This window comes from Streptomyces mutabilis (assembly GCF_046628145.1).
Taxonomy (GTDB): Bacteria; Actinomycetota; Actinomycetes; order Streptomycetales; family Streptomycetaceae; genus Streptomyces; species Streptomyces mutabilis.
Genome location: NZ_CP176874.1, coordinates 894,664 through 910,186, shown reverse-complemented (window position 1 = coordinate 910,186; position 15,523 = coordinate 894,664). Strand labels below are relative to the sequence as shown.

Sequence of the window (15,523 nt, the reverse complement as noted above, 5' to 3'; positions counted from 1 at the left end):
CGCCCGTGCGCCCGCCACCGACGCGGCGGCGGGCGGCCCGTTCCACCCCGTACCACCACTCGCAAGCCCAGGAGACACCATGTCCTCGTCCCAGCCCCTGCGCGGCGTCGTGCCGCCCGTCTGCACTCCCCTGGATGCGTCGGGCGAGGTCGACACCGCCTCGCTCACCCGGCTCGTCGAGCACCTCGTCAGCGGGGGAGTGCACGGACTGTTCGCCCTGGGCTCCAGCAGCGAGGTCGCCTTCCTCACCGACCGGCAGCGGGCCGTCGCCCTGGAGACGGTCGTCGAGGCCGTCGCCGGACGCGTCCCCGTGCTGGCCGGCGCCATCGACATGACCACGCCCCGCGTCCTCGAACACGCCGAGGCCGCCCGGAAGACGGGCGCCGACGCCCTGGTGGCGACCGCGCCGTTCTACGCCCGCACCCACCCGCGCGAGATCGCCGCCCACTTCCGCGCGATCCGTTCGACCGTCGACCTGCCCCTGTACGCCTACGACCTCCCCGTCTCCGTGCACAGCAAGCTCCCCACCGCCCTGGTGCGCGACCTCGCCGTGGACGGCACCCTCGCCGGCCTCAAGGACAGCAGCGGCGACGAGGGCGGCCTGCGCCGCCTGATGGTCGAACTCGGCGGACGCCACGGCCGCGCCGACGGCCCAGCCCCCTCCTTCAGCATCCTCACCGGCTCCGAACTGACCGTGGACGCCGCCCTGCTGGCCGGCGCCGACGGCGTCGTCCCCGGCCTGGGCAACGTCGACCCCGCCGGGTACGTCCGTCTCTACGACGCCGTGCGCGGTGGCGATGTGGACCGCGCCGTCAAGGAACAGGAGCGGCTGGTCGAGCTGTTCGGCCTGGTCGACGCGGGCCCCGAGGACGAGATGGGGCGCAACTCCTCGGCCATCGGCGCCTTCAAGCACGCCCTGCGCCTGCTCGGGGTGTTCACGCACGGCACGACCGCCGCCCCGCAGGTCCAGCTGGGCGAGGCCTCGGTCGCCCACGTCGAGCGGCACCTGCGCGGCGCCGGGCTGCTGCCGGTCCGATGACCGGACGGCACCTCGACGCGCCGGTGATCGGCCTCGACCTCGGCGGCACCAAGATCGCCGCCGCCCTGGTCGCGGCCGACGGCGCCGTCCTGGCCCGGCACGCCCTGCCCACCCCGGCGACCGGGGGCGCGCACGCGGTGCTCGACGCCCTGGCCGAGGCCACCCGCGCCGTCCGGGCGCCGGGAACCGCGGCGATCGGCGTCGCTGCGGCCGGCGTCATCGACCCCGCCACCGGCACCGTCACCAGCGCCACCGACACCATCCACGGCTGGGCCGGCACCGCCCTGGCCGCCGGCCTCGCCACCCGTACCGGCCTGCCGGTGGCCTGCGACAACGACGTACGTGCCGCCGCGGCGACGGAACTCGCCGGCCTCGGCGACGACGGCACCCTGATCTACGCGGCCGTCGGAACCGGCGTCGGCGGCGCCGTCGCCGCGTCGGGCCGCATGCTGCACGGCGCCGTCGGAATCGCCGGGCACCTCGGACACCTGCCGAGCCCCGAGGCGGACGGGCTGCCCTGCACCTGCGGTGCCACCGGCCACCTGGAGGCGATCGCGGCCGGCCCCGCCATCACCGCCCACTGCGCCCGCCTCGGCGGTCAGCGGGCCGACCGGCTCCAGACCGTCGCCGAACGGGCCGCCCACGGCGACCCGCACGCCATGTCGGCCATCACGCTCGGTGCCCGCGCGATGGGCCGTGCCCTGGGCGGCCTCGCCAACGCCCTCGGCCCGCACCGCGTCGTCGTCACCGGCGGCGTGCCCCGCATCGGGCCCCTGTACTGGGACGCCCTGTGCGCGGCGTTCACCGCGGAACTCATGCCCCCGCTGCGCGCGTTGCGCCCGGCGCCGCCGCACGGCGGAACCGACGCCGCCGTCCTCGGGGCGGCCGCGCTGACCTGCACCCTGCCCCTGCACCACCCTCACACCACGGGAGCTGCCACATGACCCCGGCCCAGCCACTGGCCGAAGCCCTGGCCGGCCGCCTGATCGTCTCCTGCCAGGCCCCGCCCGGGGACCCGATGCGCCACACCGACACCCTGGTCCGCATGACCCTCGCGGCTCGCGACGGGGGCGCGGCGGCCGTGCGCGTCAACGACCCGGAGGTCGTCGCCGCCACGGTCGCGGCCGTCGGCCTCCCGGTGATCGGCCTGTGGAAGGACGGCGACAGCGGCGTCTTCATCACCCCGACCGTGCGCCACGCGCTCGCCCTCGTGGAGGCGGGCGCCGCGGTCGTCGCGGCCGACGCCACCGCCCGTCCGCGCCCCGACGGCGGCACCTTCGCCGAACTCGTCGAGGCCGTCCACGCGGCGGGCGCCTCGGTCATGGCCGACGTCTCGACCCTCGCCGAGGGCCGGGCGGCGGCGGCCGAGGGAGCCGACTTCGTCGGCACCACCCTGTCCGGCTACGTGCCGGGCTCCCCGGTCCAGACCGCGCCGGACCTGGCCCTCGTGACCGACCTCGCCGGATCGATCGGCACCCCGGTGATCGCCGAGGGCCGGATCGCCACGCCGGAACAGGCCGCGCAGGCCCTCGCGGCGGGCGCGCACAGCGTCGTCGTCGGCACCGCCATCACCGCGCCGACCGCGCTGACCCGGCTGTTCGCGGAGGGGCTCACGAACTGACCCGGCGTGCGCGAAGGGGCGGTGGGAGACAACCTCCCACCGCCCCTTTCCCCTGCCGCCGCGATCAGACCGCCGGGGCCGGGTACGTCGGGTACTCCACCCCGGAGACGTGCTGGACGACGCGGACGACCTGGCAGGAGTAGCCGAACTCGTTGTCGTACCAGAGGTAGAGGATGGCGTTGTCGCCCTCGACCTTCAGCGCGCCCGCGTCCACGATCGAGGCGTGGCGCGAGCCGATGAAGTCGCTGGAGACCGCGTCGGGGGCGCTGATGAAGTCGATCTGACGCTTGAGCGGCGAGGTCAGCGACACCTCGCGCAGGTGGTCGAGCACGTCCTCGCGGGTGGTCTCGCGGGCGAGCTGGAGGTTGAGGATCGCGATCGACACGTCCGGCACGGGCACGCGGATCGAACTGCCGGTGATCCTCGCCTTGAGGTCCGGGAGCGCCTTGGCGACGGCGGAGGCGGCACCTGTCTCCGTGATCACCATGTTCAGCGGCGCGCTGCGGCCACGCCGGTCGGACTTGTGGTAATTGTCCAGCAGGTTCTGGTCGTTGGTGAACGAGTGCACGGTCTCCACGTGGCCGCGCTGGACGCCGTACTCGTCGGCCATCGCCTTCAGCGGCGGGACGATCGCGTTGGTGGTGCAGGACGCGCAGGACAGGATCCGCTCGTCCGGCTTGATGGTGTCGTGGTTGACGCCGTGCACGATGTTGGGGACGTCGCCCTTGCCCGGCGCGGTCAGGACGACCTTGTCGATGCCGGGCCGCAGGTGCTTGGACAGGCCCTCGCGGTCCCGCCACTTGCCGGTGTTGTCGATGAGGATGGCGTCCTTGATGCCGTACGCCGTGTAGTCGACCTGCGTCGGGTCGTCGGCGTAGATCACCTTGACGGCGTTGCCGTTGGCGAGGATCGTGCTGTTCTCCTCGTCGACGGTGATCGTGCCCTGGAACTGGCCGTGCACGGAGTCGCGGCGCAGCAGCGAGGCGCGCTTGACCAGATCCTGATCGCCGCCGCCCCGGACCACGATGGCGCGCAGCCGCAGGCCGTTGCCCGAGCCGGCCTTCTCGATGAGCAGGCGGGCGACGAGCCGGCCGATGCGGCCGAAGCCGTACAGGACGACGTCACGCCCCTCGCGACGGTCGATCTTGTTGGCGCCGGTGGCTCCGGCGACGGCCTCGGCGGTGAACTCCTCCACCGACAGCCCGCGGTCGTCGCTCTTGTAGGTCGCGGCGAGCATGCCGATGTCGATCTGCGAGGGGCCGAGGTCGAGCGTGGTGAGGGCCCGAAGGAAGGGCATCGTCTCGGTGACCGACAGCTCCGCACCGGCGATCTGCCGGGCGAAGCGGTGCGTCTTGAGAATGCTGACCACCGACTTGTTCACCAGGGAGCGGCTGTGCAGCAGGACGGTGACGTCCCGCTCACGGTGCAGCTTCCCGATCATCGGGATCATCGACTCCGCGATCTCCTCGCGGTTCTTCCAGTTGGTGAACGAGTCGTCGTTGACAGTCACGTCTCTATCTTTCGAGCTAGGCGGCGCTCATATGCTAACCCGACCGCCCCTGTGATCGATCAAGTGGGCCCCCTGGCGATCAGATGAGTGCCCGGCGCGTCCGCTTCCGGGCTGGCCCGGCCGCCCCGCCGACGGAAGCGGGGGGTCGTGCACTCCACCCGGGTCCCCTGGCGCGCGAACGCCCCGCGCACCGCCGTGCACCGGGCGTTGCTGGACGCGGACGCCGTCGCGGCGGGTGCCCCCGTGGGCGCCACTCATCACATTCCGGGCGAATCGTCGAACAGGATTGCGCCCCGGGCGTTCGGGTACGCGAGGCTGGACCGCCCCCGCGCCGATCACCGGGGCGGAGGCATTACCGCCGCTACCAGGGATCTGTCATGGAAACACCCGCGAACGACAACTCCGTCTCGCCCGCCCACCGCGCGCTGGACGCACTCGCCGAGAACACCGAGGACACGGCGGCGCTCGACACGCTCGCCAGCAGCGACGTCCTCGTCCCGGTCCCCGACGACGCGAACGACCAGGAGTCCGCCGACCCGGGGATGCTGGCGCTCCCGGTGCTGGAGCAGCAGGGCGGCCGACAGGTGGTGCCTGTCTTCACGTCCGAGCTCGAGATGGCGGACCTGCTGCCGTACGTCTCCCGCTACCGCATGGTGCCGCTGGGCGCCCTCGCCGCGCAGTGGCCGGCCGACGACCTGTCGCTGTCCATCGACGCCGGCTCCGAGCACCGCCTCACGCTCACGTCGGACGGCGTGCGTACCCTGCTGGCCCGTCCCTAGGAGCGGGAGCCCTACCCCCAGGGGTGAGGGTCCGCGTCGTCGCCGAGCATGCGGGCCAGTACGGCCCGCTGCAGCGGCAGCACCTCGGTGTGCAGATCGCGGCCCTTGCGGGTCAGGGCGATGTACACGCCGCGCCGGTCCTCGGCGCACATCGAGCGCACGACCAGCCCGTCCTTCTCCAGCCTGGCGATGAGGCGCGACAGCGCGCTCTGGCTCAGATGGACATGGCCGACGAGGTTCTGCACCCGGCACTGGGAGCCCTCCTCGGGCCCCTCGGTCGCGAGGATGTCGAGCACCTCGAAGTCGCTCGCGCCCAGGCCGTGCGGATGCAGCACGCGGTCGATCTCGCAGAGCGTGCGCGCGTGCACCGAGAGGATCTCCCGCCACCGTTCCGCGAGCCGCGCACCGGCCGTCCTGGCTGCCATGTCTGCACCGTAACACCGAAACCCCGGCTCGTTTCCCGTGCAACAAGTGTGCGCGCAAGCGCGAGGGCAGGGGGGCCGAACCTCGCCGGGTGGCCGGCACCCACCTGGCACTGCTCGCGAGACTCGGGCTGCTCCGCGCCACCCGCATCCGGCGGCGGACGTACTGCCGGCGTGACGAGGTGCGCTTCGCCGAGGTGGCGCGGTTGTCCGAGTCCGAGAAGGGCTGGTAGCGACGCTCACGGGGGTGACACCGGCCGACGCGCTCCGGCGGTGAGGGGATCCTCTTACCCGTCTGTAGTAGGACATGGATCCCATGAGCGCCATCAGCATCGGTCAGGCCGTCCTCCTCGGAGCCGTCGAAGGGGTGACCGAGTTCCTCCCGGTCTCCTCCACCGGCCACCTCAAGATCGTCGAGGGGCTGATGGGCATCCCCGTCGACGACGACGCCGTCATCGGGTTCTCGGCGGTCATCCAGGTCGGCGCCATCGCGGCCGTGCTGGTCTACTTCCGCAAGGACATCGCGCGGATCGTCTCCGCGTGGCTGCGCGGGCTGACCGACCGGGAGCAGCGCTACCACCACGACTACAAGTTCGCCTGGTGGGTCGTCCTCGCCACGATCCCGATCGTGCTGGTGGGCCTCGCCGCCAAGCCGCTGATCAAGGGGCCGCTCGCCTCGCTGTGGGTGGTCGCCGGCTCGCTGATCGTCGGCAGCGGCGTGATGTGGGTGGCCGACCGGACCGGCCGGCACAAGCGGGGCGAGGACGACACCTCGTTCAAGGACGCGATGCTGGTCGGCGGCTCCCAGATCCTCGCCCTGCTCTTCCCCGGCTTCTCCCGCTCCGGCGCCACCATGTCCACCGCCCTGATGCTCGACCTGGACAGGGTGGCCGCCACCCGGCTCTCCTTCTTCCTCGGCATCCCGGCCCTGACCGGCGCCGGTCTCTACGAACTGAAGGACGCCCTCGGCGCCGGTACGGGTGCCGCGCCCCTGGTGGCCGGCACCCTCGTCTCCTTCGTGGTGGCCTACGCCTCTGTCGCCTGGCTGCTGAAGTTCGTCGCCAAGCACTCCTTCAACGCGTTCGTGATCTACCGGATCGCGGTCGGCCTCCTGCTGTTCGGGCTGCTCGGCACGGGCGTACTGCAGAGCTGACCGCGGCACGCCGGGACCCGGCACGCACCGCTCAGCGGGCGTTGCGCAGCGGTTCCCCCACGCTCCTCATGTGGCGCAGTGCCTCCCGGTGCGAGGCCAGCAGCCCCGTCTGGTGGTACGGGACGCCCAGTTCGGCGCAGTACCGCTCGGTGATGACCTGCGCCTCGCCGAGGGCCGGGGTCGGCATGCTGGGGAAGAGGTGGTGCTCGATCTGGTAGTTGAGGCCGCCCATGAAGGCGTCGACGAGGAATCCGCCGCGTACGTTGCGGGAGGTGAGGACCTGGCGGCGCAGGAAGTCGAGCCGCGTGCCCTCCTCGATCATCGGCATGCCCTTGTGGTTGGGAGCGAAGACCGAGCCCAGGTAGATCCCGAACAGGCCCTGGTGCACGGCGATGAAGGCGAGTGCCTTGCCGGGGGAGAGGACCGTGAACAGGCCGCCGAAGTACAGGACGAAATGGGCGACGAGCAGCGTGCCCTCGAGGACCGGACGTTTCATGGACGGGCTGCGCAGGGCTTTGAAGCTGTTGAAGCTGAGATTCAGCCCTTCCAGCGTCAGCAGCGGGAAGAACAGGGCGGCCTGGTGCCTGCCGATGAAGCGGGGAAGCCCCTTGGCCCTGCTCGCCTGGCCACGGGACCAGACCAGGATGTCGGGCGAGACGTCCGGGTCCTTCTCCTCGTGGTTGGGATTGGCGTGGTGGCGGGTGTGCTTGTTCATCCACCAGCCGTAGCTCATGCCCAGCAGCAGGTTCGCCACCAGCAGGCCGCCCGTCTCACTGGGGCGCCGGCGGGTGAAGACCTGCCGGTGGGCGAGGTCGTGGGCGGCCAGCCCGAGCTGGCCGAAGACGACGGCCAGCCCCACCGCCACGAACAACTGGCTCCAGCTGTCCCCCAGTACGAGAAACGCGGCGACACCGGCCGCGAGCGCCAGGGCGACCACGCCGAAACGCACCGTGTAGTAGAGCGGGCGGCGCCGCAGCAGCCCCGCGTCGGCCATACGCCGGTTGAGTTCGGAAAAGTCGCTTCCCTTCGCGCGTCCCGTTTCCTGGTCGCGCGTGGGCAGGCTCTCGACGAGCACCGTTGGATTCACCATGTACTTCAGTATGTGAACGGATCCCCGGCCGCAGAATGACGCTTGCCCCCGAGCGGGGGTGCAGCCAGCACCACCCCCCGGCCTGGGGTCCTCCCCGCCGCTGCGCGCCGGGACGGGCCCGGAGGGACAATGGCGATCATGAGTACGCCGACGACCTTCCAGCCGGTCCTGGAACGCATCGCCGAGGAGATCGAGCGGACCCCGGGCAGCGGCCGGCCCGCGGACTACATCCCGGCGCTGGCCGCCTGCGACCCGCGCCGCTTCGGCATGGCCGTCGCCGAGCCGGACGGCACGGTGTACGGGGTGGGGGACTGGCGCGAGCCGTTCTCCGCGCAGTCCATCACCAAGGTGTTCACCCTCGCCCTCGACCTCTCCCGCGAGGGCGACGCCCTCTGGGAGCACGTGGGCCGCGAGCCGTCCGGCAACCCGTTCAACTCCCTGGTGCAGCTGGAGTACGAGAACGGCATCCCGCGCAACCCGTTCATCAACGCCGGCGCCCTCGTCGTCACCGACCGCCTGCACACCCGTACCGGAGACGCCGCGGGCGAACTGCTGGCCTTCCTGCGCGCCGAGAGCGGCAACCCGGACCTGACCTACGACGAGGACGTCGCCGCCTCCGAGACCGCGCACGGCGACCGGAACGCGGCCCTGGGCCACTTCATGGCGTCGTACGGCAACATCGACAATCCCGTGCCGGTCCTGCTGGAGCAGTACTTCCGGCAGTGCTCCGTCGCCGCGTCCTGCGCGGACCTCGCCCTGGCGACCGGGTTCCTGGCCCGGCACGGCATCCGCGCCGACGGCACCCGGCTGCTGAGCCGCAGTCAGGCCAAGCAGGTCAACGCGGTGATGCTGACCTGCGGGACGTACGACGCGGCCGGCGACTTCGCCTACCGGGTGGGCCTGCCGGGCAAGAGCGGGGTCGGCGGCGGCATCATCGCGGTCGTGCCGGGCCGCTGCACGCTGTGCGTGTGGAGCCCCGGCCTGGACGAGCGGGGCAACTCGGTGGCCGGGGTCGCGGCCCTGGACCGCTTCACGACACTGACGGGCCTGTCGGTCTTCTGAGGAAGCGGTCGCCGAGTGGCGTCAAGTCCTGTTGGCCCGGACGAGCTTGAGCCGCAGGACCAAGGCCACGGCACCCGCGCCGAGTCCGGCGACGCCCACGATCGCACCGGTCTCAGGCCAGCCCGGCTCCTCCCGTGACGGCCGGGCAGTCGCGACCGCCGCGGGCACGGCCCCGGGGCCCGGCCTCGGGCGGGCGGCCGCGGGGACCAGGGACCCGACCGGTTCCACGCGACCGCCCGCCGCGAATCCCCAGTCGAGCAGTGCCCGGGCCTCCTCGTAGACGGCGTGGCCGCCGCCCTCCTGCGGGTTCATCACGGTCACCACCAGGGTCCGGCCGTCGCGGCGGGCGGCCGCGATGAGCGTGTTGCCCGCGTTGCTGGTGTAGCCGTTCTTGACGCCGATCAGACCCGGGTACGGCTCCACACCGTCAGCTCCGGTGAGCAGGCGGTTGGTGTTCATGATTCCGTACGAGCCCCCGTTGCGGCCGGGGAACATCGCGTCGACCTTCGCGCAGTACCGGGCGAAGTCCGGGTTCCGCAGCCCCGCCCGGCCGAACACCGCGAGGTCGTACGCCGACGACACCTGCCCCGGCGCGTCGTAGCCGTCGGGTGAGCGCACATGGGTGTCGTGGGCGCCGAGGGCGCGGGCCTCGGCCTGCATCCGGGCGGCCGTGGCGCGCCAGCCGCCGGTGAGCGAGGCGAGGACGTGGACCGCGTCGTTGCCGGAGTTCAGGAACACACCGTTCCACAGGTCGGACACCCGGTAGGTACGGCCCTCGATGACACCGACCAGGCTGCTGCCGGGTCCGATGCCGGACAGTTCGTCCGCGCTCACCTCGTGGCGGATGCCGCCCGGCAGGACCGGCAGCACCGTGAGTGCGAAGAGGGTCTTGAGCGTGCTGGCCGGCGGCAGCTTGCGATGCGCGTCGTGCGCGGCCAGCACATCGCCGGTACCGGCGTCGGCCACCACCCAGGACAGCGCGGAGACTTCGGGGACCCCGGGCGCGCCCGGCCGGGGCCGGACCTGGGTGCCGGAGCGGTACAGGAGCGCCTGCCCCGGCGCCGCGGCCCGTGACCCGCCGGGCGGACCGGGGTCCGGCCGTTCCGCGCGGGCGGCCGCCGCGGCGGGCATGAGCGTCAGCAGCCCGGCCGCACAGAGCACACAGGTGGAGCGAACCGCCCGAGTTGAGAATCCGATAGTCATACCGCAAACGTAGGAACGGGCCCTCGGACCGCCACGCTGCCCGGGCCGAGTCGCGTCCGCTAGCACCCGGATGCCGTAGGGAGGGCGCGCACGGCCGCGTCGGACGGACACGTTCCCCGGCCAGTCACACGGCCGCGTCGGACGGACGCGTTCCCGGCCAGTCACACGGTCCCGTCGGACGGTGCGCTCTCCGAGCCGCCGCACGGGCCGCGTCGGACGGCCGGCTCCCCGAGCCGGCGCCGGGTCGGTCGACGCGCCGTCAGTCGGCGTCCCCGCCGGACGACGGCCGTCAGCCGGCGGGCAGCGTCGGCTGGACGGTGCGCAGGAAGGTCGCGTTGTCCGGCGTCCGCCGCATCCGCTCCAGCAGCGTCTCCAGGCCCGACTGCTCGTCCCGGGTCTGAAGGGCTCGCCGCAGCCCGGTCACGGCGGCCGACTCGGCGGGGGACAGCAGCAGTTCCTCGCGGCGGGTACCGGAGCCGGTCACGTCCACGGCCGGGAAGACCCGGCGGGCGGCGAGCTCACGGCTGAGCCGCAGCTCCATGTTGCCGGTGCTCTTGAGCTCCTCGAAGTAGTAGTCGTCGGCGCGCGAGCCGGTCTCCACCAGGGCGGTGGCGAGGATGGTGAGGGAGCCGGCCTCCTCGGTCTGCCGGGCGGCACCGAAGAACCGCTTCGGCCCCAGCAGCGCCCCGGCGTCGACACCGCCGCTGAGGGTGCGGCCACCGGAGGAGGCCGCGTTGTTGTGCGCCCTGCACAGGCGGGTGAGGGAGTCCAGGAGGACGACGACGTCCTCGCCGGCCTCGACCAGCCGCTTGGCCCGCTCGATCACGAGCTCGGCGAGCGCGATGTGCTGCTTGGCGCTGTGGTCGAAGGTCGAGGCGTACAGCTCGCCCCGCACGGCCCGCCGCATGTCGGTGACCTCCTCGGGGCGCTCGTCGAGCAGCACCACCATCAGGCGGGCGTCGGGGTGGTTGCCGGCGACCGCGGCGGCGATCTGCTGGAGGAGGACGGTCTTGCCGGTCTTCGGCGGGGCCACGATCAGGCCGCGCTGCCCCTTGCCCACCGGGGCGAGCAGGTCGACGAGGCGTCCGGTCGGCCCGGCCGCCGGGTGCTCGAGGCGCAGCCGCGTGTGCGGGTGCAGCGGTGTCAGGTCACCGAAGCGGCGTCGGCCGCCCTGTCCGTCGGGTGTGCGTCCGCCCACCCGGACGACGTCGGACAGGGCGCGGCGGTCACCGCGTACGCCCTCGACCAGGTCGCCCTTGCGCAGGCCGTGGCGGCGGATCAGCGCGGGGGAGACGGAGAGGTCGGCCGGCTCGGGTTGGAGGCTCGGGCCTCGCAGGTGTCCCTTCCCGCCCGCGTCGATGTCGAGGACACCGCTCACGGTCTCGGCCGGGGACTGACGTACAGGGGGGTGTTCGAGTGTGGTGGTCATGGTGGTCGGTCCTTTCGAGGACGCGGGCACGGAAGATGCGGAAGGGGTGGGGGTGAGAGGCCGCGTGAGGGGTCGGACGACACTCCTCCGGGCGGCGGGAACAGCACCTCGGACATGGCGGGTCGGAATTCCCGCTCACGAGGTCGTGCTGAGAAGCTGACGCGCCGGTCGTCAGGACGGGCGGGTCGGCGAACCGAGGGAGAAACTGGCACCGGCGCCCGAGACAGGGCGTACACAAGTGCTTGTCGCACCGTACCACGGAATCCGTGGGGCGGCGGAGAGGTGGGCGCCTTTTCCGGCTCCCACCTTCCTCGACGCGGCGGGTGCGACGGATGTTCCGTCTTCCGTGCGGGCGGGGCGGGGGATCAGTCTCCCGGTCGTGCCCCGGCCTCCTGCGCCTCCCGGGCGATCCGCTCGAACTGAGCGCTCATCGCCGCCTGCAGTGCCTGCGCGCCCGAGAGCGGGCGCACCATCACCGTGAACTCGTCGATCAGGCCGTGCGCGTCGAGGTGCAGGAAGTCGCAGCCGTCGATCTCGCGGTCGCCCACCCGTGCCGTGAAGACCAGCGCGTGGTCCCGCCCGTCGGCCTCCCCGATGACACGTTCGTAGCGGAAGTCCTCGAAGACGCGGGTGACCGCGCGCAGGATCGCCACCGTGATCGCCTTGCCGCGGTACGGCTTGAACACGACGGGACTGGTGAAGACCACGTCCTCGGCCAACAGGGCTTCGACGGCGTCGAGGTCATGGGCCTCGACCGCCGCGCGGAATGCCTGCATCACAGCTCCTGGGGTCGGTGATACCTGAAGTGATACCCAACTTTTTGAATAGGTGCGGAGCAGAGTAGTCCGTGCTTGCTAGCGTGTCGACATGTCTCTCAAGTACGCCGTCCTGGCCGCCCTGCTGGAAGGCGAGGCCTCGGGCTACGAGCTGTCCAAGGTGTTCGACGTCTCGCTCGCCAACTTCTGGCCGGCCACGCCGCAGCAGCTCTACCGCGAGCTGGAGCGCCTCGCGGGCGACGGACTCATCGAGGCCCGGACGGTGCCGCAGGAACGCCGGCCCACCAAGCGGCTCTTCTCGCTCACCGGAGCCGGCCGCGAGCAGCTGAGCGCCTTCGCCGCCGAGCCGACCCGGCGCCCCACCGCCGTCCGTGACGAGTTCCTGATCAAGATGCAGGCCATGGACGGCGTCGACCCGGAGCGGGTCCGCGCGCTCGTGGAGGAACGCAGGGCGTGGGCGCTGGGCAAACTCGCCCGCTACGAACGGGTCCGCGAGCGCCTCCTGGACGGCCGCACCGAGGAGGAGCACCTGCGGGAGTCCGGCCGCGTCGGGCCGTACCTCACGCTCCTCGCCGGGATCGCGTTCGAGCGCGAGAACGCCCGCTGGTGCGACCACGTCCTCACGGTGCTGCGGGAGCGGCGCGCCCCCGCGGGCCCCACCGGTCAGGCCCTAGGCTGAGCGGATGTTCAGCCCCGAAGGCCCCACCTTGCGCGAACTCGCCGTCCAGGCGCTGTCGTCGGTCGAGCACGGCTACGACCTGCTCGCGCCGAAGTTCGACCACACCCCGTACCGGACGCCCGACCGGATGCTCGACGCCGTGGCCTCGGCCCTGGAGCCGATGGGGCCGTTCGGCGCCGGACTCGACCTGTGCTGCGGCACCGGCGCGGGTGTGGACGTGCTGTCCCGGGTGTGCCGGGAGAGCGTCACGGGCGTCGACTTCAGCGCGGGCATGCTCGCCGTCGCCCGGGAACGCGCCGTGCCCGAGGAGCCCGCGGTCTCCTGGGTGCGCGCGGACGCCCGTGCCCTGCCCTTCGGCCCCGCCTTCGACCTCGTCGTCAGCTTCGGCGCCTTCGGGCACTTCCTGCCCCGCGAACTGCCGGGGCTGTTCGGCCAGGTGCGTTCCGTGCTGCGGCCGGGCGGCTGCTTCGCCTTCCCCGTCGTCGCCCCGCCCCGGCCCGGCTCCCGGGGCTACTGGACGCTGCTCGGCTTCGACGCCGCGATGCGGGTGCGCAACGCGCTGTGGCGGCCGCCGTTCGTCATGTACTACCGGACGTTCCGGCTCGGGGACGTGGGCCGGGAGCTGGCCCGCGCCGGTTTCCGCGCGGACCTGCGGGCCCTGCCCGAGTTCGGGTACCGGCCCGACGGCAGTCCGCGCGCCCGGCTGGTCGTGGCCAGACGGCTGCCGTGAGGACGGGGCGGGAGGGGGCCGGCCGCCTGCCGTGAGGACGGGCGCGGACGGGAGTCAGCCGGCCGCCGGAAGCGTGAACTCGTAGACCAGCGCGTCCTGCCGGGCGTCCAGGAGGAGGTCCGTGATCTCCAGGGGCCGCGCGTACTGGTCGTGCACCCGCCGGACGACGCGCACCGACGGCGTGTCCGCGAGCCGGCTGATCGTGTCGCGGTGGTGCAGGGTCAGGCCCGCCCCGCGCATCCAGTCGTACGCCCGCAGCAGCTGCGCCGACGCGGAACCGTCGGCGCGGTCGCGGTACCGGGCCAGTTCCTCGACCTCGGCGAGGGCCACGGCGGAGAACGAGGTCACGGCCGTCCGCCGGCCGCTCCCGTCGGCGGTCGAGGACGTGTAGCGGTGCACCAGGGTCGGCCGGCCCGGCGCCAGCCCCAGGGCATCGGCGTGCTCCCGTGACGGAGGCTCCCAGCTGACGGTGGCCCGGTCGCCGGTGCGCGGTTCCGCCGCCCGGGCGCCGACCGGGAAGGCCAGGGACGCCGGGCTCTGCGGGGCCGGCCCCGGCAGGGCGACGTGACTGCCCCGCCGGTCGGTGGCGAGCAGCCCGTCCCGGCGCAGCACCTCCAGGGCCTGCCGTACGGTCTCCCGGCTCACCCCGAAGTGCTCGGCCAGCCGACGCTCACCGGGCAGCCGCCCGCCCGGCGGGAAGGTCCCGTCGCGCAGCTCGCCGAGCAGCCGTACGGCCACCCGCCGGTACAGGGGCGGCGCGTCGGCGGGGGAGTGGTCGTGCGGGGCGGTGCGGGCCATGCCGCGCCCTCCTGTCGGTGACGTGCGGTAGCCGCGCGGGCTCGGTGCGCCACCAGAAGTATCATTGGTCTAAACCAGCAGGGAAGAGTCGCCTCCCGGTTCGGCCGAAACCTCACCCGCGCGTCGACCGTCCGTCACCACCCCACAAGGTGCCGTACAGGGCGCCCCCGCCCCGTCCCGGTCAGAGGCGGGCACGCAGCCAGCGGAGCTTGGCGGCCTCCTGGAAGGGCCCGCCGCCCTCGTGGTCGTTGAAGTCGTACACCTCGATCGCCTTGTCGTCGTGCGCCCAGGCGTTGAACGCCGCGAAGACGGTCGACGGCGGGCAGGTCTGGTCCTCCAGGGCCGCCGAGAAGAGCGCGGGGGCCCGGCCGCGCGCCGCGAAGTGCACCCCGTCGAAGTAGGACAGCGTGCGCAGCGCGTCCTCGGTCCGGCCGCGGTGCGTCTTGAGGTACAGGCCGATCTCCCGGTAGGGGTGCCGGTCGGTGAGCGTGGTCGCGCGCGGGAAGTCGCACAGGAACGGCACGTCCGGCGCGACCGCGCTCAGGTCCGGCACCAGCCCGCCGACGGCGATCGTGATGCCGCCGCCCTGGCTCCCGCCGAGGGCGACCGTGCGGGCCGAGTCGGTCAGCGGGTGGGACCGCGCCGCCTCCACCGCGCGCACGGCGTCGGTGAAGACGCGGCGGTAGTAGTAGTTCTCCGGGGCGTCCAGGCCGCGGGTCATGAATCCCGGGTACGCGGGGGAGCCGCCGACCGGGTCGGCGGTGCCGCCACCGCCGCCCCACGCGCTGCCCTGACCGCGGGTGTCCATGACGAAGTGGGCCCGCCCCGTGGACGCCCACAACAGGTGCTCGTGCGGCAGTCCGCGCCCGCCGCCGTACCCCACGAACTCCACGACCAGCGGCAACGGCTCCTCCGCCCCGGCGGGCAGCGTCAGCCAGCCCTTCACCGGGTGACCGCCGAACCCGGCGAAGGTCACGTCGTACACCCGCACCGTGGACAGTCCCGTGTCCACCGGCTCGAAACGGGCGGCAAGTTCGTGCTCGCGGGCCTCGGCGAGCGTCTTGCCCCAGAAGGCGTCGAAGTCCTCGGGCTCGGCCGACGCGCTGCGGTACGCGCGGAGTTCGTCGAGCGGAAGGTCGAACTGGGCCATCGAGAACCGCCTTTGCTGGGAGTCGGTGCCGGACCGTGCGGATGATCACACCGTACGTGAGTGATCGGATGTCTCGCCAGAT

General features: G+C 72.9%; 16 protein-coding genes and 1 pseudogene. 9 read left to right on the top strand and 8 right to left on the bottom strand.

Going from position 1 to position 15,523, the window contains the following annotated elements; all coding sequences use genetic code 11:
* The first annotated feature begins 79 nt into the window (after positions 1–79).
* The 3 genes from ACLIN4_RS03775 to ACLIN4_RS03765 are packed head-to-tail and all read left to right on the top strand — an operon-like array spanning position 80 to position 2,660.
* Positions 80–1,039, top strand: coding sequence for a dihydrodipicolinate synthase family protein (locus ACLIN4_RS03775; RefSeq protein WP_107477611.1), 960 nt, complete (start codon positions 80–82; stop codon positions 1,037–1,039).
* Positions 1,036–1,983 (top strand): ROK family protein, encoded by a 948-nt coding sequence (locus ACLIN4_RS03770; RefSeq protein ID WP_411575487.1) that lies wholly within the window; start codon positions 1,036–1,038, stop codon positions 1,981–1,983. The genes ACLIN4_RS03775 and ACLIN4_RS03770 overlap by 4 nt, the downstream gene beginning before the upstream one ends.
* Complete coding sequence (locus ACLIN4_RS03765; RefSeq protein WP_107477609.1) at positions 1,980–2,660, top strand: N-acetylmannosamine-6-phosphate 2-epimerase; 681 nt, start codon at positions 1,980–1,982, stop codon at positions 2,658–2,660. Before ACLIN4_RS03770 ends, ACLIN4_RS03765 begins: the two co-directional genes overlap by 4 nt.
* Positions 2,661–2,724: 64 nt before the next feature.
* On the opposite strand, the gene ACLIN4_RS03760 is transcribed toward ACLIN4_RS03765, so the two are convergent.
* Entirely contained in the window at positions 2,725–4,170 is a 1,446-nt protein-coding gene (locus ACLIN4_RS03760) for a glyceraldehyde-3-phosphate dehydrogenase (RefSeq protein WP_269960800.1), read from the bottom strand.
* Positions 4,171–4,547: 377 nt separating this feature from the next.
* On the opposite strand from ACLIN4_RS03760, the gene ACLIN4_RS03755 reads away from it, so the two are divergent.
* A complete protein-coding gene (locus tag ACLIN4_RS03755; RefSeq protein ID WP_107477608.1) occupies positions 4,548–4,949 on the top strand; it encodes an SseB family protein in 402 nt (133 codons plus the stop codon).
* An 11-nt stretch (positions 4,950–4,960) separates the two neighbouring features.
* On the opposite strand, the gene ACLIN4_RS03750 is transcribed toward ACLIN4_RS03755, so the two are convergent.
* The gene (locus ACLIN4_RS03750) at positions 4,961–5,374 is read right to left on the bottom strand and encodes a MarR family winged helix-turn-helix transcriptional regulator (RefSeq protein ID WP_107477607.1); all 414 of its coding nucleotides are present in this window, start codon (positions 5,372–5,374) and stop codon (positions 4,961–4,963) included.
* A gap of 83 nt (positions 5,375–5,457) precedes the next feature.
* Here ACLIN4_RS03750 and ACLIN4_RS03745 point away from each other — a divergent pair.
* A pseudogene (locus ACLIN4_RS03745) lies at positions 5,458–5,604 on the top strand (ArsR family transcriptional regulator); the annotation flags it as partial.
* Positions 5,605–5,687: 83 nt separating this feature from the next.
* The gene (locus tag ACLIN4_RS03740; RefSeq protein WP_381939730.1) at positions 5,688–6,524 is read left to right on the top strand and encodes an undecaprenyl-diphosphate phosphatase; all 837 of its coding nucleotides are present in this window, start codon (positions 5,688–5,690) and stop codon (positions 6,522–6,524) included.
* Positions 6,525–6,555: 31 nt separating this feature from the next.
* Here the strand turns inward: ACLIN4_RS03740 and ACLIN4_RS03735 are convergent, their stop codons facing one another.
* Positions 6,556–7,614 (bottom strand): fatty acid desaturase family protein, encoded by a 1,059-nt coding sequence (locus tag ACLIN4_RS03735; protein WP_179342419.1) that lies wholly within the window; start codon positions 7,612–7,614, stop codon positions 6,556–6,558.
* Between the two features lie 129 nt (positions 7,615–7,743).
* On the opposite strand from ACLIN4_RS03735, the gene ACLIN4_RS03730 reads away from it, so the two are divergent.
* A complete protein-coding gene (locus tag ACLIN4_RS03730; RefSeq protein ID WP_179342418.1) occupies positions 7,744–8,676 on the top strand; it encodes a glutaminase in 933 nt (310 codons plus the stop codon).
* A gap of 21 nt (positions 8,677–8,697) precedes the next feature.
* On the opposite strand, the gene ACLIN4_RS03725 is transcribed toward ACLIN4_RS03730, so the two are convergent.
* The 3 genes from ACLIN4_RS03725 to ACLIN4_RS03715 all read right to left on the bottom strand — a co-directional run bounded on the left by ACLIN4_RS03725 (position 8,698) and on the right by ACLIN4_RS03715 (position 12,084).
* The gene (locus ACLIN4_RS03725) at positions 8,698–9,879 is read right to left on the bottom strand and encodes a D-alanyl-D-alanine carboxypeptidase family protein (protein ID WP_411575486.1); all 1,182 of its coding nucleotides are present in this window, start codon (positions 9,877–9,879) and stop codon (positions 8,698–8,700) included.
* Between the two features lie 289 nt (positions 9,880–10,168).
* Complete coding sequence (gene rho / locus ACLIN4_RS03720; protein ID WP_100044621.1) at positions 10,169–11,308, bottom strand: transcription termination factor Rho; 1,140 nt, start codon at positions 11,306–11,308, stop codon at positions 10,169–10,171.
* A 365-nt stretch (positions 11,309–11,673) separates the two neighbouring features.
* Positions 11,674–12,084: a nuclear transport factor 2 family protein gene (locus ACLIN4_RS03715; RefSeq protein ID WP_107477604.1), complete on the bottom strand. Its 411-nt coding sequence runs from the start codon at positions 12,082–12,084 to the stop codon at positions 11,674–11,676.
* A gap of 91 nt (positions 12,085–12,175) precedes the next feature.
* Between ACLIN4_RS03715 and ACLIN4_RS03710 the strand changes: the two genes are divergently transcribed.
* Together ACLIN4_RS03710 and ACLIN4_RS03705 are read left to right on the top strand one after the other, a co-directional pair.
* A complete protein-coding gene (locus ACLIN4_RS03710) occupies positions 12,176–12,763 on the top strand; it encodes a PadR family transcriptional regulator (protein WP_100044619.1) in 588 nt (195 codons plus the stop codon).
* Positions 12,764–12,767: 4 nt separating this feature from the next.
* The gene (locus ACLIN4_RS03705) at positions 12,768–13,493 is read left to right on the top strand and encodes a class I SAM-dependent methyltransferase (protein WP_289908343.1); all 726 of its coding nucleotides are present in this window, start codon (positions 12,768–12,770) and stop codon (positions 13,491–13,493) included.
* A gap of 54 nt (positions 13,494–13,547) precedes the next feature.
* Here ACLIN4_RS03705 and ACLIN4_RS03700 read toward each other — a convergent pair whose 3' ends face one another.
* A complete protein-coding gene (locus ACLIN4_RS03700) occupies positions 13,548–14,291 on the bottom strand; it encodes a GntR family transcriptional regulator (RefSeq protein ID WP_411575485.1) in 744 nt (247 codons plus the stop codon).
* A gap of 181 nt (positions 14,292–14,472) precedes the next feature.
* Complete coding sequence (locus ACLIN4_RS03695; protein ID WP_411575484.1) at positions 14,473–15,441, bottom strand: acetylxylan esterase; 969 nt, start codon at positions 15,439–15,441, stop codon at positions 14,473–14,475.
* Between the last annotated feature and the right edge of the window lie 82 nt (positions 15,442–15,523).

Bases quoted from the DNA above. Each gene is read 5' to 3' on its own strand.
- ACLIN4_RS03770 (WP_411575487.1), top strand. From the start codon at position 1,036: ATGACCGGACGGCACCTCGACGCGCCGGTGATCGGCCTCGACCTCGGC.
- ACLIN4_RS03725 (WP_411575486.1), bottom strand. From the start codon at position 9,879: ATGACTATCGGATTCTCAACTCGGGCGGTTCGCTCCACCTGTGTGCTC.
- ACLIN4_RS03730 (WP_179342418.1), top strand. From the start codon at position 7,744: ATGGCGATCATGAGTACGCCGACGACCTTCCAGCCGGTCCTGGAACGC.
- ACLIN4_RS03765 (WP_107477609.1), top strand. From the start codon at position 1,980: ATGACCCCGGCCCAGCCACTGGCCGAAGCCCTGGCCGGCCGCCTGATC.
- ACLIN4_RS03705 (WP_289908343.1), top strand. From the start codon at position 12,768: ATGTTCAGCCCCGAAGGCCCCACCTTGCGCGAACTCGCCGTCCAGGCG.
- ACLIN4_RS03775 (WP_107477611.1), top strand. From the start codon at position 80: ATGTCCTCGTCCCAGCCCCTGCGCGGCGTCGTGCCGCCCGTCTGCACT.
- ACLIN4_RS03710 (WP_100044619.1), top strand. From the start codon at position 12,176: ATGTCTCTCAAGTACGCCGTCCTGGCCGCCCTGCTGGAAGGCGAGGCC.
- ACLIN4_RS03740 (WP_381939730.1), top strand. From the start codon at position 5,688: ATGAGCGCCATCAGCATCGGTCAGGCCGTCCTCCTCGGAGCCGTCGAA.
- ACLIN4_RS03695 (WP_411575484.1), bottom strand. From the start codon at position 15,441: ATGGCCCAGTTCGACCTTCCGCTCGACGAACTCCGCGCGTACCGCAGC.
- ACLIN4_RS03750 (WP_107477607.1), bottom strand. From the start codon at position 5,374: ATGGCAGCCAGGACGGCCGGTGCGCGGCTCGCGGAACGGTGGCGGGAG.
- ACLIN4_RS03735 (WP_179342419.1), bottom strand. From the start codon at position 7,614: ATGGTGAATCCAACGGTGCTCGTCGAGAGCCTGCCCACGCGCGACCAG.
- ACLIN4_RS03755 (WP_107477608.1), top strand. From the start codon at position 4,548: ATGGAAACACCCGCGAACGACAACTCCGTCTCGCCCGCCCACCGCGCG.
- ACLIN4_RS03700 (WP_411575485.1), bottom strand. From the start codon at position 14,291: ATGGCCCGCACCGCCCCGCACGACCACTCCCCCGCCGACGCGCCGCCC.
- ACLIN4_RS03715 (WP_107477604.1), bottom strand. From the start codon at position 12,084: ATGCAGGCATTCCGCGCGGCGGTCGAGGCCCATGACCTCGACGCCGTC.
- rho (WP_100044621.1), bottom strand. From the start codon at position 11,308: ATGACCACCACACTCGAACACCCCCCTGTACGTCAGTCCCCGGCCGAG.